General features: G+C 69.3%; 12 protein-coding genes. 7 read left to right on the plus strand and 5 right to left on the minus strand.

The window, feature by feature from the left end; genetic code table 11:
- Window positions 1-1,105 (plus strand): aldose epimerase family protein (locus ACH65_RS09175; protein WP_049622295.1); only part of this gene is annotated, 1,105 nt, incomplete at its 5' end.
- 58 nt (window positions 1,106-1,163) lie between these two features.
- On the opposite strand, the gene ACH65_RS09180 is transcribed toward ACH65_RS09175, so the two are convergent.
- The 4 genes from ACH65_RS09180 to prmB all read right to left on the minus strand — a co-directional run bounded on the left by ACH65_RS09180 (window position 1,164) and on the right by prmB (window position 5,005).
- Window positions 1,164-2,165 (minus strand): 2-hydroxyacid dehydrogenase, encoded by a 1,002-nt coding sequence (locus ACH65_RS09180; protein WP_049622296.1) that lies wholly within the window; start codon window positions 2,163-2,165, stop codon window positions 1,164-1,166.
- Window positions 2,166-2,240: 75 nt separating this feature from the next.
- Window positions 2,241-3,329: a chorismate synthase gene (gene aroC / locus ACH65_RS09185; protein ID WP_049622297.1), complete on the minus strand. Its 1,089-nt coding sequence runs from the start codon at window positions 3,327-3,329 to the stop codon at window positions 2,241-2,243.
- A 64-nt stretch (window positions 3,330-3,393) separates the two neighbouring features.
- Complete coding sequence (locus ACH65_RS09190; protein ID WP_237561480.1) at window positions 3,394-4,050, minus strand: GNAT family N-acetyltransferase; 657 nt, start codon at window positions 4,048-4,050, stop codon at window positions 3,394-3,396.
- A 34-nt stretch (window positions 4,051-4,084) separates the two neighbouring features.
- The gene (gene prmB, locus ACH65_RS09195) at window positions 4,085-5,005 is read right to left on the minus strand and encodes a 50S ribosomal protein L3 N(5)-glutamine methyltransferase (protein WP_049622298.1); all 921 of its coding nucleotides are present in this window, start codon (window positions 5,003-5,005) and stop codon (window positions 4,085-4,087) included.
- A 344-nt stretch (window positions 5,006-5,349) separates the two neighbouring features.
- Between prmB and ACH65_RS09200 the strand changes: the two genes are divergently transcribed.
- The 3 genes from ACH65_RS09200 (at window position 5,350) to ACH65_RS09210 (ending at window position 10,003) form a co-directional block, all read left to right on the plus strand.
- Entirely contained in the window at window positions 5,350-8,472 is a 3,123-nt protein-coding gene (locus ACH65_RS09200; RefSeq protein WP_049622299.1) for a TonB-dependent receptor, read from the plus strand.
- Between the two features lie 126 nt (window positions 8,473-8,598).
- Window positions 8,599-9,444 carry an archaetidylserine decarboxylase gene (gene asd, locus ACH65_RS09205; RefSeq protein WP_049622300.1) on the plus strand — a complete coding sequence of 282 codons (846 nt, stop codon included), beginning with the start codon at window positions 8,599-8,601 and terminating at the stop codon, window positions 9,442-9,444.
- A 118-nt stretch (window positions 9,445-9,562) separates the two neighbouring features.
- Window positions 9,563-10,003, plus strand: coding sequence for a hypothetical protein (locus tag ACH65_RS09210; RefSeq protein ID WP_049622301.1), 441 nt, complete (start codon window positions 9,563-9,565; stop codon window positions 10,001-10,003).
- Window positions 10,004-10,018: 15 nt separating this feature from the next.
- On the opposite strand, the gene ACH65_RS09215 is transcribed toward ACH65_RS09210, so the two are convergent.
- A complete protein-coding gene (locus tag ACH65_RS09215) occupies window positions 10,019-11,530 on the minus strand; it encodes a transglycosylase SLT domain-containing protein (protein ID WP_049622302.1) in 1,512 nt (503 codons plus the stop codon).
- 233 nt (window positions 11,531-11,763) lie between these two features.
- On the opposite strand from ACH65_RS09215, the gene ACH65_RS09220 reads away from it, so the two are divergent.
- The 3 genes from ACH65_RS09220 to greB are packed head-to-tail and all read left to right on the plus strand — an operon-like array spanning window position 11,764 to window position 14,391.
- The gene (locus ACH65_RS09220) at window positions 11,764-13,263 is read left to right on the plus strand and encodes a helicase HerA-like domain-containing protein (RefSeq protein ID WP_049622303.1); all 1,500 of its coding nucleotides are present in this window, start codon (window positions 11,764-11,766) and stop codon (window positions 13,261-13,263) included.
- A 14-nt stretch (window positions 13,264-13,277) separates the two neighbouring features.
- The gene (locus tag ACH65_RS09225) at window positions 13,278-13,829 is read left to right on the plus strand and encodes a DUF1523 family protein (RefSeq protein ID WP_049622304.1); all 552 of its coding nucleotides are present in this window, start codon (window positions 13,278-13,280) and stop codon (window positions 13,827-13,829) included.
- A 58-nt stretch (window positions 13,830-13,887) separates the two neighbouring features.
- Window positions 13,888-14,391: a transcription elongation factor GreB gene (gene greB / locus ACH65_RS09230; RefSeq protein WP_049622305.1), complete on the plus strand. Its 504-nt coding sequence runs from the start codon at window positions 13,888-13,890 to the stop codon at window positions 14,389-14,391.
- The last annotated feature ends 29 nt before the right edge of the window (window positions 14,392-14,420 follow it).

Genomic DNA, 14,420 nt, shown 5'->3' on the forward strand with positions numbered 1-14,420 from the left:
CGCCGGCCTCGCCGCCGCGCTGCCGTCCCAGGCGGCCGACGCCTTGCAGAAGGCGCCCTACGGCACCACCGCCGACGGCAAGGCGGTCGAGCAGTACACCTTGAAGAACGCCCACGGCATCGTGGTGAAGTTCATCAGCTACGGCGGCATCCTCACCGACATCGACACGCCCGACCGCCACGGCAAGCTGGCCAACATCGCGCTCGGCTTCGGCTCGCTGAAGGACTACGAGAAGTACAACGGCAACATCCACTTCGGCGCCCTGATCGGCCGCTACGCCAACCGCATCGCGGCCGGCCGCTTCACCCTCGACGGCAAGACCTACCAGCTGCCGATCAACAACCCGCCCAACACCTTGCATGCCGGCCCGAACAGCTTCGACGCCAAGCTGTGGTCGGTACAGCCGGTGACGGTGCCCAACGGCGTCGGCGCCGAGCTGACCTACGTGAGCCCCGACGGCGAGAACGGCTTCCCGGGCACGCTCACCGCGCACGTGCGCTACATCCTCGACGACAGCGACGCGCTGCACATCCAGTACAGCGCCACCACCGACCGCGACACCGTGATCAACCTCACCAACCACAGCTACTTCAACCTGGCCGGCCAAGACGCCGGCAGCGTGGAGGACCAGCTGATCGAGATCGCCGCCTCGCGCTACACGCCCACCGACGCCACCTCGATCCCCACCGGCGAACTGGCCCCGGTCGCCGGCACGCCGTTCGACCTGCGCAAGCCCACGCCGATCGGTAAGGGCCTGCGCTCCTCCAACCCGCAGATGCTGTGGGCGCACGGCTACGACCACAACTTCGTGCTCGACAACGGCGGCAAGGGCAAGCCCGCCTTCGCCGCCCGCGTGTCCGACCCCAAGAGCGGCCGCGTGCTGGAGGTCTCCACCACCCAACCGGGCCTGCAGTTCTATACCGCCAACGGGCTGGACGGCAGCGTGGCCGGCAGCACCGGCAAGGCCTACCGCCAGGGCGACGCCTTCGCGCTGGAGGCCGAGCACTTCCCCGACTCGCCCAACCAGCCGAAGTTTCCCAGCACCGTGCTGAAGCCGGGCCAGACCCTGCACGAAGAAACCGTGCTGCACTTCGCGGCCCACTGAGCCGCGCAGCGCAACGCCACGCAGCCGGCGCCCACGCGGGCGCCGGCATGCCTTGGGATCAGCCCTTCGCCGCCAGCACTTCGGGGTTGAGCGGCGACACCGGCTTGCCCGGCTCCGCGCCGATCACCGCCAGCACGTTGTCCGCCGCCATGTCGGCCATGGCGCGGCGGGTGGTGAAGCTCGCGCTGGCGATGTGCGGGCTGAGCACCACGTTGTCGAGCGCGAGCAGGTCCGCATGCACCGCCGGCTCGCCCTCGAACACGTCGAGGCCCGCCGCCGCCAGGCGCCCTTCGCGCAGGGCCGCGGCCAGCGCCGCGTCGTCCACGATGCCGCCGCGGGCGATGTTCACCAGCACCGCCGTGGGCTTCATCAGCGCCAGTTCGGCCGCGCCGATGGCGTGGCGGTTGGCCGGGGTGAAGGGCAGCACCAGCACGAGGTGGTCCACCTCGCGCAGCAGCGTCTCCTTCTCCACCCAGGCGGCGTGGCAGCTGCGTTCGAGTTCGTCGGAGAGGCGCGTGCGGTTGTGGTAGAGCACGCGCATGTCGAAACCGGCGGCGCGGCGCGCCACCGCGCGGCCGATGCGGCCCATGCCGAGCACGCCGAGCGTGCGGCCGTGCAGGTCCACGCCCAGCCAGTCGTCGAAGTGCACGCCCTGCTTCGGCCACTCGCCCGCGCGCAGCCAGCGCTCGGCGGCGCCCACGCGGCGCGCGGCCGCCATCAGCAGCGCCCAGCCGTAGTCGGCGGTGGTCTCGTTGAGCACGTCGGGCGTGTTGGAGGCGAGCACGCCGGCGCGCGTCAGCGCCGGCAGGTCGAGGTTGTTGTGGCCGACGCCAAGGTTGGCGACGACCTTGAGCCGCGTGTTGCCTTCCAGCACCGCCGCGTCGATGCGATCGACCAGGCCGACCACGGCACCGTCCACGCCGGCCAGCCTGGCGCGCAGCTCTTCGGGGGAGTAACGGCGTTCGACCGTCTCGGCCTCCACCTCGAACTGTTCGGCCAGCCGCGCCAACACCTCGGGGAACAGCGGGCGCGACACCCACACTTTCTTCTTTTCGCTCATGCTCGATCCATCCAGTCGTAACGGCCACCGGCGGATCGACGGCGTCGCCGCCGGTGGCGCAGGGCCCGAAGGCCGTCAGGCGATGCGGGGCTGCACTTCGCCCACGTCGCCGCATTGCGCGCGATGGCGCAGGGCGTGGTCCATCAGCACCAGCGCCAGCATGGCCTCCACGATCGGCGTGGCGCGGATACCCACGCAGGGGTCGTGACGGCCCTTGGTGACCACCTCCACCGGCTCGCCGGCGAGGTTCACGCTGTGCCCGGGGATCAGGATGCTGGAGGTGGGCTTGAAGGCCACCGACACGGCGACCGGCTGCCCGCTGCTGATGCCGCCCAGGATGCCGCCGGCGTGGTTGGACGCAAAGCCGTCCAGACCCATTTCGTCGCGATGCTCGCTGCCGTGCTGGGCCACCGCGGCGAAGCCGTCGCCGATCTCCACGCCCTTCACGGCGTTGATCGACATCATCGCCGCGGCGAGGTCGCCGTCGAGCTTGCCGTAGATCGGCTCGCCCCAGCCCGGCGGCACGCCTTCGGCCACCGCGCTCACGCGCGCGCCGACCGAGTCGCCGGACTTGCGCAGCGCGTCCATGTACTTCTCCAGCTCCGGCACCTGCGCGGCGTCGGGCCAGAAGAACGGGTTCTGCTCCACCGCCGCCCAGTCGAAGCCGCGCGGCGTCACCTCGCCCAGCTGCGAGAGGTGCGCGCGCACGCGCACGCCGTAGCGCTCGGCCAGCCACTTCTTGGCGACCACGCCCGCGGCCACCCGCATGGTGGTCTCGCGCGCCGAGGAGCGGCCGCCGCCGCGCGGGTCGCGGATGCCGTACTTCTGCCAGTAGGTGTAGTCGGCGTGGCCGGGGCGGAAGGTCTGGGCGATGTCGCCGTAGTCCTTGCTGCGCTGGTCGGTGTTGCGGATCAAGAGCGCGATCGGCGTGCCGGTGGTGCGGCCCTCGTACACGCCCGAGAGGATGTCGATCTCGTCGCTCTCGCGCCGCTGCGAGGTGTGCCGGCTGCGACCGGTGGCGCGCCGCTCCAGGTCGTGGCGGAACTCCTCCGCGCTGATCGGCAGCCCCGGCGGGCAGCCGTCGATCACGCAGCCGATGGCCGGCCCGTGGCTTTCGCCGAAAGTGGTGACGGTGAAGAGTTTGCCGAAGGAGTTGCTGGACACGGGAAAGCCGGGGACGAGGGAACGGTTGGCGCGGCGCCCGGGCAAGGCCAGAGGGTTCGCGGCCTTACATCTTGCCACGTCGCGGCCGGTCACGCTCGGCGCCGCAAGGGTTTGCGCCCTCGCCGCCCGCCCCGCGCCGCCACGGTTCGCGCCCTGCGCAGGGGCATCGCGCCGATCCGTTTAGCCGTCCGCCCCGCGCCACTCGCGCGCCAGCAGGCCGAACACCACGTCGTCCATCCACTCGCCGCAGGTACAGGCTCTCGCGGAAATGCGCCTCCTGGCGCATGCCCAGGGCACGCAGCAAGGCCAGGCTGGCCATGTTGCGCGGATCGGCCGCCGCCTGGACGCGATGCCGCCCCAGGACGTCGAACACGAAGCGCAGCGCGCGCAACGCTTCGCGCGCCAGCCCCTGGGCCTGATGCGCCGGCGCGAGGCTGATGCCGAACTCCACCGAGGCCCGCGGGCCCGCCGGCACGCACAGCCCCAGGTCGCCGACCAGAGCACCGCTTTCGCGCAGGCGAATGGCGCGCTGGAACCAGCCGTCCGGCACGCCGGGGGCCAGTGCCGCCTGCGCCGCGATGAAGGCCTGCGCCTCGGCTTCGCTCTGCGGCCGCCAGCTCTGGTAGCGGGCCACGCGCTGATCCGCGCGGTAGGCGAACAGCGCGGCGGCGTCTTCGCGCCGCAGGGCATCGATGGTCAGGCGCGGCGTTTGCAGTTCCATCCGCACTCGCCCGCGGCGCCGACGCCGGCCCGGCTCAGGCGCGCGCCACGGCCGCCGCGCGGATCGCCGCCGCGTGCTCGACGAGATCGCGCCGCTCCAGCGCGAAGATGCCCATCTGGCCGACCTTGAACTCCAGCCACACGAAGGGCACCTCCGGCAGCAGCGCGGCCAGCGCCCGCTCGCTCTCGCCCACCTCGACGATCAGCAGGCCGTCCCCGGAGAGGTAATCGGCCGCCTGGTCGAGGATACGCAGGCAGATGTCCAGCCCGTCCTCGCCCGAGGTGAGACCGAGCTTGGGCTCGTGCGCGTATTCGCCGGGCAGCGCGGCGTATTCGTCTTCGGTGACGTAGGGCGGGTTGGAGACGATCAGGTCGTAGCGGCGGCCGGCCAGGGCGCCGAACAGGTCGGACTTGACCGCCTCCACGCGCCCCTCGACGTGCTGGAATGCGATGTTCTCGCGCGCCAGCGACAGCGCCTCGTCGCTGATGTCCACGATGTCCACCTGCCAGGCGGGGTTGTACTCGGCCATGGCGATGCCGATGCAGCCCGAGCCGGTGCACAGGTCCAGCGCGCGCTCCACGTGGCGCTCGTCCAGCCACGGCGAAAAGCCGTTCTCGATCAGCTCGGCGATCGGCGAGCGCGGCACCAGCGCGCGGCGGTCGCTCTTGAACTTGAGGCCCGCGAACCACGTCTCGCCAACCAGGTAGGCCACCGGCACGCGCTCGGCCACGCGCCGCTCGATCAGCGCCAGCACGCGCCCGCGCTCCTCCGCGGTGAGTTTGCCCGCGCCGTACGCGGGCGGGATGTCCGGCGGCAGGTGCAGGCCGGCCAGCACCAGGTGCGTGGCCTCGTCGATGGGGTTGTCGTGGCTGTGGCCGAAGGTCAGCCCGGCGGCCGAGAAACGGCTGGCGCCGTAGCGGATGAAGTCGATGATGGAGGCAAGTTCGGCGGTCACGAGGTCGGCTGCAAGAAGTCGCAAATCGCAATTATAGCCGACGCCGCGCGGCGCCCGCCGCCCCGTTCCGCCGCGCCCGGGCAAGCCCTGCAATTGCCGGAGGAAACCAATTCAGCGCAATTTATCGCGGCAATTAAATTCGAATGCAATGATTATCCGAAAAATAATAGCTGTCGTATTTTATTTCGCAAAAAACGAAACGTTGACACTCAAAAAACGAGAAGCTAAACATCACCGGTCGCCGTTATCGGCGACCTCCCTCCCACTTGATTTTCTTGCCTCATTTTTATTATTCCGGGGAAATCCACGCGATGATGTCTTCACTCCATACGCGCCGGCGCCGTTTGCGCCGAACCACCCTGGGCGCGGCGGTCGCCGGCGTGCTCGGCCTGTCCGTCCTGACGCTGCCGCAAGTCGCGCACGCCCAGTCCTCCTACGGCACCATTTACGGTTCCGCCCGCGCGGGCGATACCGTCCACATCACCTCCGCCAGCACGGGACGCAGCCAGGACGTCACCGTCGGTGGCAACGGGCAGTACGCCGTCAACGGCCTGCCGCTCGGCCACTACACGGTCACCCTGGTCGAGAACGGCGCCACTACGGCGACCCAGGAAACCACCGTGGTCGCCGGCTCGTCGATCCAGGTGAACTTCGCCAATGCGGCCAGCGCCGCCAGCGCGCGGCAGTTGCAGGCCGTCACGGTCACGGCTCCCTCGCCGAACTCGATCGACGTGAAGTCCACGACGGTGCGCACGGTGTTCACCGCCGAGCAGCTCCAGGACCTTCCCGTGCCGCGCAACGTGCTGGCCGTCGCGGCGCTGACGCCCGGCACCGTGGGCAACTCCACCTTCGGCCCGCCGTCCTTCGGCGGTTCCTCGTCGGCCGAGAACAGCTACTACATCGACGGCTTCAACGTCACCGACATGTACAACAGCATGTCCTTCGCCCATGTGCCCTGGTTCGCCATCGCGCAGGAAGACGTGCAGACCGGCAGCTACGGCCCCGAGTACGGCTTCTCCACCGGCGGCGTGGTGAGCGTCAACACCAAGCAGGGCACCAACCAGTGGAAGGGCGGCGTCGACGTGCAGGTCAGCCCCTACGCCTGGCAGGGCCATGCGCCGGACGTGTATTACCGCAACGGCAATCTCGCCAGGTCCTACGAGGGCGACAACAGCTCCGACCGGACCTACAGCGCCTGGATCGGCGGGCCGATCATCAAGGACAAGCTGTTCTTCTTCGGCGCCGCGCAGTTCAGCCAGGACAAGACCAGCGTCCTGAGCAACAACACCCAATTGCTCCCGCCCGGCGGCTACAGCACGCCGATCCAGGCCGGCGCCTGGAAAACGCACAAATCCTCGCCCTATTATCTCGGCCGCCTGGACTGGAATATCACCGACAACAACACGGCTACCTGGACCTCGGTCAATAACGTCAATCACGAGGCCCAGCGGATGTACGACCTGGCCTACGACAGCCAGCTGCAGCCGCATTTCGGCAATTACGTGGGCACTGGCAATTACAAGACCGGCGGCCGCGTCAACGTGTTCAAGGACGTGTGGCAGATCACCGACGGCCTGACCTTGACCGCCATCTACGGCCATGCCACGTTCTACAACCCGAACGAAGGCAACCCCCAGTCCGTCTTCGCCGCCAGCAGCGGCGTGAAGAGCACCTACAACGGCGTGCTGGGCTCCGCCGGCACCGCGTGCCCGGCCATCTCCGACCAGCGGGCTGGCATCCTCAACGGCAGCATCACCCAGCCGATCCAGGGCTGCTCGGTCTTCCCGGCTCAATCGACCTCCAATCCGGTAGACAAGCGCAAGACCGGCACCGTCAACCTCGAATGGGTGGTGGGCGACCACGACATCGTCGGCGGCGCGAGCAAGGAGAGCTTCACCAGCAAGGGCGGCTCGACCCAGACGCAGTACACCTACCAGACGGACGACGGCCAGGGCAGCTTCACCGGCACGCCCTATCAGGACTACACCCAGCAGTTCCTGTTCCAGACCTCGGCCTCGGTCGGCATCCACACGACCTCGGCCTACCTCAAGGATTCCTGGACCATCGACCAGAACTGGCTGTTCAACTACGGCGTCCGCTACGACAAGTTCTCCGACTACAACGGCTCGGGCGACACCTTCATCAAGCAGTCGCACATCTGGCAGCCGCGCCTGGGCCTGAGCTGGGACGTGTTCGGCGATTCCTCCCTCAAACTCTACGCCACTGCCGGCCGCTACGCGCTGCCGGTGGATTCGGGCGTGGCCCTGCGCGCGGGCAGCCCGTCCATCTTCACGTACGACTACTTCACCTACAGCGGCGTGGACCCGGCGACGGGCCTGCCGATCAATGCCAAGGAAATTCCCGGCTCCAAGCAGATCATCAACGGCGAGAGCGGCCAGCCCGTCGCGCCGGGTAGCTATTCCGACCAGTCGCTCAAGCCCTATACGCAGGACGAATACACCCTGGGCTTCCAGAAATCGCTGGACGACGGCTGGATCCTCGGCGTGCAGCTGATGCGCCGTCACCTGCACACCGCCATCGACGACTTCTGCGACTGGCGCCCGTTCGCCGCGTGGGGCGCCGCGCACGGCTACGGCGACGCGATGGCCGCGGCGGGCAGCAACGTCGCGCCACCGGTCGACCAGGGCGGCTGCTTCCTGTTCAACCCCGGCTCCGGCGGCACCTGGAACGTGGACCTCACCGGCAACGGCCAGCAGACGCCGGTCCACCTGTCCGCCGCCGACATCGGCTCGCCCAAGGCCAAGCGCGACTACAACTCGGTGACCTTCAGTTTCGAGCGCCAGTGGGACAACGTGTGGTACCTGAAGGGCTCCTACGTGTGGTCGCAGTCCTACGGCAACACCGAGGGCATGGTGGGCACCGACGTCGGCCCGACCGGCCAGGCCGACGCCGGCACCACGCAGGCCTTCGACTACCCCGAGATCATGCAGGGCGCCGGCGGCTACCTGCCGAACGACCACCGCCACGTGATCAACTTGTTCGGTGCCTGGAAGTTCAAGCCGGAGTGGCAGCTCGGCTTCACCGTGAACATCGCTTCGGGCGCGCCGATCAGCTGCTACGGCTACTACCCGGACACCGCCATCGCGGGCTACGAGGGCTACGGCAACTCCTACCACTACTGCAACGGCAACGTGGGCAGCGACGGCGTCATCGACACCACGACCAACACGGTGTCCTCGCGCGGCCATGCTGGCCGCACGCCGTGGACCTACGTGCTGAGCCCCTCGCTCAGCTACATGCCCGAGCGGGTCAAGGGCCTGACGCTGCGCCTGAGCGCCACCAACCTGCTCAACAACGTCAAGCCGGTCACCGTGTACTACACCGGGCAGACGGGCGGCAGTTCGACCGGCAGCGGCGCGCAGGCGGATCCCACCTACAAGCTGGGCAACATGTACGAAACCCCGCGGCAGTTCATGCTGGAGGCGCAGTACGACTTCAACCTCTGAGCATCAGGGATAGCTCAGCTCTCCCTTGGCGCCACCGCTCCGCGGTGGCGCCTTTTTTGTCCGTGGCGGTGTTATTTCTTCCCGACACGTCCGGGCGAGCCCATGGCTGCCCCTATAATTCACCGGATGACTTTCAACGTTCTCCTGCAATACCTCCTCCCCCACCGCGCCCTCTCGCGCGTGGTCTACTGGGCCACCCGCTGGACCTTCTCGCCGTGGAAGAACTTCCTGATCGGCCAGATCGTGCGGCACTACGACGTGGACATGAGCCAGGCGCTGCAGCCCGACGCGCTGGCCTATCAGCACTTCAATGCGTTCTTCACCCGCAAGCTGCGGCCCGACGCGCGCCAGGCGGATGCCGACCCCGCCACCGTGATCTCGCCCGCCGACGGGCGCATCAGCCAGGCCGGGCCGATCGTGGACGGGCGCATCTTCCAGGCCAAGGGCCAGAGCTATACCGCCGCCGAGCTGCTGGGCGAGGAGGCCGCGGCCGCGCCCTATCGCAACGGCCGCTTCGCCACCGTGTACCTGTCGCCGCGCGACTACCACCGCGTGCACATGCCGCTCAAGGGCACGCTGAAGGAGACCGTGCACGTGCCCGGCCGCATCTTCAGCGTGGCGCCGTTCGCGGTGGAGGCGATCCCGCGCTTGTTCGCGCGCAACGAGCGGCTGGTGTGCCACTTCGAGGGCGAACACGGGCCGTTCGCGGTGGTGATGGTGGGCGCGATCCTGGTGTCCTCGGTGGCCACCGTGTGGGACGGCCTGGTGATCCCGCCCTATGCGCCGTCGATCCGCCGCAAGTCCTTCGCCGGGCAAGACATCACGCTGGCGCGCTTCGCCGAGATGGCCCGCTTCAACATGGGCTCCACCGTGATCCTGCTGCTGCCCGAAGGCATGGCCGAACTCGACGCGCTCGCGCCGCAGCAGGCGGTGAAGGTCGGCCAGCGGCTGGGGATGCTGGGCCAGGACTGACGCAATGCGTCGTTTTGTGACGCCCTAGGCTCAAACCCGCCGTCACATCCCGCTATGTTCGGTCGTTAACGCCGGCGGCACCCTCGTCGCCGGCGGCAGACCGATCCGAGGGGAACGCATGCGCCTACTCAGCCAGCTGATCGCACTGGGCCGCCATCGCCAGTTGAACCGCCAGTTCCGCACCATCGAACGCAACATCCAGGCTTTGCCCCGCCAGGGGCGCGCACGCCTGGGCGCCCTCACCCTGCGCGAGATCGGCCAGGCCTCGCGCAGCGATTTTCCCCACCTCTACGGCACGCCGCCGGAGCAGCGCTACCTGCCGTGGGGCCAGGGCACCATGATCGGCTACGCCCGCGCCCGCTCCGAGAATGCCGAGGTCGCCCTGCGCGGCATGGCGCTGTGGCTGGCGGCGGCCTATCACGAAACCAAGGATGCGCCCCATGCCGGCCTACGTGCGCAGCATCGCCAGCTGATGCGCATCGTGCGCGAACTCAAGGAACTGCGCGGCGACAAGGCGGATGCCGCCAGCGCGTGGATGCACTCGGGCACAACGGCCTGAGCGCCGCGCCCGCGATCAGCGGCAGGACGGCAGCTTCAGCGCCTGCCCCACCTTCAGGTGGTGGTGCCTGAGGTCGTTGAGCTCGGCCACTTCGCGCACGTCGGAGCAACCCATCTTGCGCACGATGCCCGCCAGGGTGTCGCCCCGCCGTACCACGTAGGAGCGGGCCCGCGCGGCGGCGCGCGAGGAAGGCGCCGGCGGCGCCGAAACCATCGCCGGCACCACCGGCAGCACCGCGGTGTGCAGGTCGTTGGCCAGGATCGGCCACGGCCCGTCCACGCAGCGCGCGGCATAGGCGGGCTCCAGCAGCCTGGGCACCGCCAGCTGCGCGCCGGCTGGCTGCACCACCTGCGGGTCCAGCCGCGGATTGAGGTTGCGCAGGGTGCGGAACCAGCCCTCCGGCATGCCGCCGGCCGAGCCCAGGCACACGGTGAGCTCGCTGATCGACGCCGCCCGCTTCAGCACCACGCGGCCGGGCACGCCGTCCACCTTGGGGAAGCGCAGGTTGTAGCTGTCCGGATGCAGGAACAGCCACGCCGCCGCCAGCACCGCCGGCACGTATTCGCGCGTCTCCTGCGAGACCTGGCTGTAGATCTTCGGGTCGTAGAGGCTCACCGACGGGTCGTCGCCCGCCATGCGCCGCATGCGCCCCTCCCCGCCGTTGTAGGCGGCCAGGGTCAGTTCGAGGTTGTTGTTGAAGGCGCGCAGCTGCTCGTCGAGGTACTCGGCATTGGCACGCGCCGCGGCGGCCGGGTCGAAGCGCATGTCGAAGCCGCTGTCGCTGGTGAGGCCAAAGCGCATGCCGGTGGCGTACATGAACTGCAACGGCCCCGCCGCGCCCGAGCGCGACACCGCATGCACCTTGCCGCCCGATTCCTTGGCCAGGATGCCGAACAGCAGCGCCTCGGGCAGGTCGGCCTGCTGGTACTGCGGCCACATCTGGTAGCGCAGGTACTGGTAATTGACCCAGGCGTCCATCAGGTTCGGGCGCCACTGGGTCAGCCACATCTCCAGCGCGGCTTTCACCGGGCCGTTCATGGCGATCAACTCGGACAGCTTCTGCCCGCGCAGCAGGGTCACGCTGCGCTGGGCCTGCGGCAGCGCCTGGGTGACGGGCGAGCCCTCGTTGCCCACGGTGGCGCCTTCGGGCGCCGCGTCGCCCAGGCTGTCGGCCTCGTCGCCGTCGAAGAAGCTGCCGTCCTTGAGGCGCAACAGCCGGTCGAACACGGAGAAGAAGCGCTGCGGGTCGCAGCCCGCCGTGTCGCCGCAGCGCGCGGCGGCGTTCTTGAGCTGGTCGAGCGAGGCGTCGAGTGTTTTCTGCGAGGCCTGTGCGTTGCCCTCGCGCGCCTGCACCAGCGCCGTCTCGTAGCCCTTGCTGGCCTGGTCGAGCTGGGCGTACAGCGCCAAGGCACCCGCCGGCGCCGCGCCGCCCTTCACGCCGCCGCCTCCCGCACACGCGGCAAGCGCGGCCGTGGCCGCGGCGAGCAAGGTGGTACGCAGGATTCCGGAACGGGAGAGCGACGGCATGGCAGGCGACCACCTTCTAGAAGCGGTACACGATAGTGGGCGTAAGAAACTGATTCAATAAAACTTGATCGCCCATCGCATAGCCCGCTCACGCGCCGCGAAGGTGGCGCCCCTGCTGCCCCGGCCGCAACGGCCGGCATGGCGCCAAAGCAGTCCCGGCGGCAGCCCGCGCGACTTGGTCGCCGCCCCGCCCCGGCGACTACAATCGTCCCGTTCCCAACGGATGGATGTACATGAGCGAGATCCTGATCGGCCGCAACGACGCGGCCAGCGTCGCCCTCGACCCGCACTACGGCAACCGCCACGGCATGATCGCGGGCGCCACCGGCACCGGCAAATCGGTGTCGCTGATGGTGCTGGCCGAAGGTTTCTCGCGCCTGGGCGTGCCCTGCTTCCTGGCCGACGCCAAGGGCGACCTGGCCGGGCTCTCGCAGGCCGCCGGCGCACCGGGCGACAAGCTCAAGGCGCGACTGGAGAAGCTCAAGCTCGCCGACTGGAAACCACAGGCCAACCCGGTGGTGTTCTGGGACCTCTACGGCAAGCTCGGCCACCCGGTGCGCGCCACCATCAGCGAGATGGGCCCCACCCTGCTCGGCCGCGTGCTGGAGCTCAACGACACCCAGCAGGGCGTGCTGGAGATCGCCTTCAAGGTCGCCGACGACCACGGCTGGCTGCTGCTCGACCTCGACGACCTGCGCGCCATGCTCGGCTTCGCCGCCGAGAACGCCAAGGAGATCTCCACCAGCTACGGCCTGATCAGCACGCAGAGCATCGCCGCCATCCAGCGCGCCCTGCTCAAGCTCGAGCAGGACGGCGCCGAGCAGTTCTTCGGCGAGCCCGCGCTGGAGCTGGCCGACCTGATGCACCAGGACATGAGCGGCCGCGGCGTGATCAACGTGCTGGCCGCCGACCAGTTGATCCTAAAGCCCCGCCTCTACGCCACCTTCCTGCTGTGGCTGCTGTCGGAGCTGTTCGAGCAGCTGCCGGAAGTGGGCGACATCGAGCAGCCCAAGCTGGTGTTCTTCTTCGACGAGGCGCACCTGCTGTTCGACGACTGCCCGCCCGCGCTGCGCCAGCGCGTGGAGCAGGTGGTGCGGCTGATCCGCTCCAAGGGCGTGGGCGTGTACTTCTGCTCGCAGAACCCCGACGACGTGCCGGGCGAGATCCTCGGCCAGTTGGGCAACCGCGTGCAGCACGCGCTGCGCGCCTTCACCCCGCGCGACCAGAAGGCGGTGAGGGCCGCCGCCGAGACTTTCGTCGCCAACCCCAAATTGAACGTGGCCGAGGCGATCACCCAGCTCGCCGTGGGCGAGGCGCTGGCCTCCACCCTCGGCAACGGCGGCGTGCCCAGCCCGGTCGAGCAGGTGCTGGTGACGGCGCCCGAGTGCCGCATCGGCGCCATCACCGAGGCCGAGCGCGCCGCCGTGCGCCAGCGCTCACCGATCGGCGGCAAGTACGACACCGCGGTCAACCGCGAATCGGCCGCCGAGCTGCTGGCCAAGCGCGCGGCCGACAAGAGCGCGGACGTTGAGAGCGCCGCGAAGGACGCGCCCGCCGGCGCAGGCGCCGGCTGGGGCGATGCGCTGCGCGACGCCCTGCTCGGCACCAAGCGCCGCCAGGGCATGATCGAGGCGGTGGCCAAGTCCACCCTGCGCGCCGCCGGCACCAAGCTCGGCCAGCAGATCGTGCGCGGCGTGCTGGGCGGCATCTTCGGCGGCGGCAGCCGCCGCTGAGGGAGGAACTCACGATGAAACAGCTCAAGCGCATCGGTCTGCTCGCCATCCTGCTGCTGGCCGTCGCCGTCGGCCTCGGCCTGCACTACGTGCTGCCGCACCACGCCGTGGTCTACCTCACCGGCACCGAGGTGAAGCGGATGGACCACAACGGCATCGTCACCGCCAACAACCCCGCCGACGGGCCGACCCGCGACGTCTACTTCATCAACGCCGAGACGCCGCAGACGCACGAGCCGCGCGTGTTCCGCAACGACGACACGCGCTTCGGCTTCCCGTGGTACTTCAAGTTCGACGCCGCCGACCTGCAGGCGCAGGCCCAGGGGCTGGCGCGCAACGAGAAACAGCTGGTGCTGGTGACCTACTACGGCTGGCGCCTGCGCATGTTCTCGGCCTTCCCCAACGCGGTGTCGGTGAGCGCCACCGACAGCGCCGAGCCGCCGTTCCCGTGGTTCAACACGGTGCTGTTGCTGCTGGTGCTGGGCGTGGCGGTCTATCTCGCCCTGCTCGCGCGGCGCTGGAAGCGCTACCGCCGCGGCAAGCCGCCGGGCGGCGCCGGCGCCTGACGCCACCACACACTCCTGCATCCCCTCTTCCCCACCCCCGATTCCCTGTCTCACGCCCATGAGCCGCTGGCGCCCCCCCGCACCCCGTTCCACCGCCATCATCACCCGCGACGGCTTCGAGAGGCTCAAGGCCGAGCTCGACCACCTGTGGCACACGCTGCGGCCCGACGTGGTCAAGGCACTGGCCGCCGCCGCGGCCGAGGGCGACCGCTCGGAGAACGCGGAATACACCTACCGCAAGAAGCAGCTGGGCGAGATCGACCGCCGCGTGCGCTACCTGTCCAAGCGCATTCCCTCGCTGAAAGTGGCCGAAGGGCGGCCGGCCGACGGCGAGGTGGTGTTCTTCGGCGCGTGGGTGGAGCTGGAGAACGTCGCCAGCGGCGATAGCCACCGCTACCGCATCGTCGGCCCCGACGAGACCGACGCCAGGCTCGGCTGGATCAGCATCGACTCGCCGCTGGCGCAGGCGATGCTGAAGAAGCGCCTGGATGACGAGTTCGAGGCCCAGCTGCCCGGCGGGCGCTGCGGCTTCGCCATCGTCGCGGTGAGCTACGACGGCTAGCCGCCAACGAAAAAGGGCCGCCGGCGCAA

The organism is Frateuria defendens, assembly GCF_001182895.1.
Classification (GTDB): Bacteria; Pseudomonadota; Gammaproteobacteria; order Xanthomonadales; family Rhodanobacteraceae; genus Frateuria_B; species Frateuria_B defendens.

Coding starts and splice junctions, on each gene's coding strand:
- asd (WP_049622300.1), top strand. CDS start 8,599: ATGACTTTCAACGTTCTCCTGCAATACCTCCTCCCCCACCGCGCCCTC.
- greB (WP_049622305.1), top strand. CDS start 13,888: ATGAGCCGCTGGCGCCCCCCCGCACCCCGTTCCACCGCCATCATCACC.
- ACH65_RS09190 (WP_237561480.1), bottom strand. CDS start 4,050: ATGGAACTGCAAACGCCGCGCCTGACCATCGATGCCCTGCGGCGCGAA.
- ACH65_RS09180 (WP_049622296.1), bottom strand. CDS start 2,165: ATGAGCGAAAAGAAGAAAGTGTGGGTGTCGCGCCCGCTGTTCCCCGAG.
- ACH65_RS09210 (WP_049622301.1), top strand. CDS start 9,563: ATGCGCCTACTCAGCCAGCTGATCGCACTGGGCCGCCATCGCCAGTTG.
- ACH65_RS09215 (WP_049622302.1), bottom strand. CDS start 11,530: ATGCCGTCGCTCTCCCGTTCCGGAATCCTGCGTACCACCTTGCTCGCC.
- ACH65_RS09220 (WP_049622303.1), top strand. CDS start 11,764: ATGAGCGAGATCCTGATCGGCCGCAACGACGCGGCCAGCGTCGCCCTC.
- ACH65_RS09225 (WP_049622304.1), top strand. CDS start 13,278: ATGAAACAGCTCAAGCGCATCGGTCTGCTCGCCATCCTGCTGCTGGCC.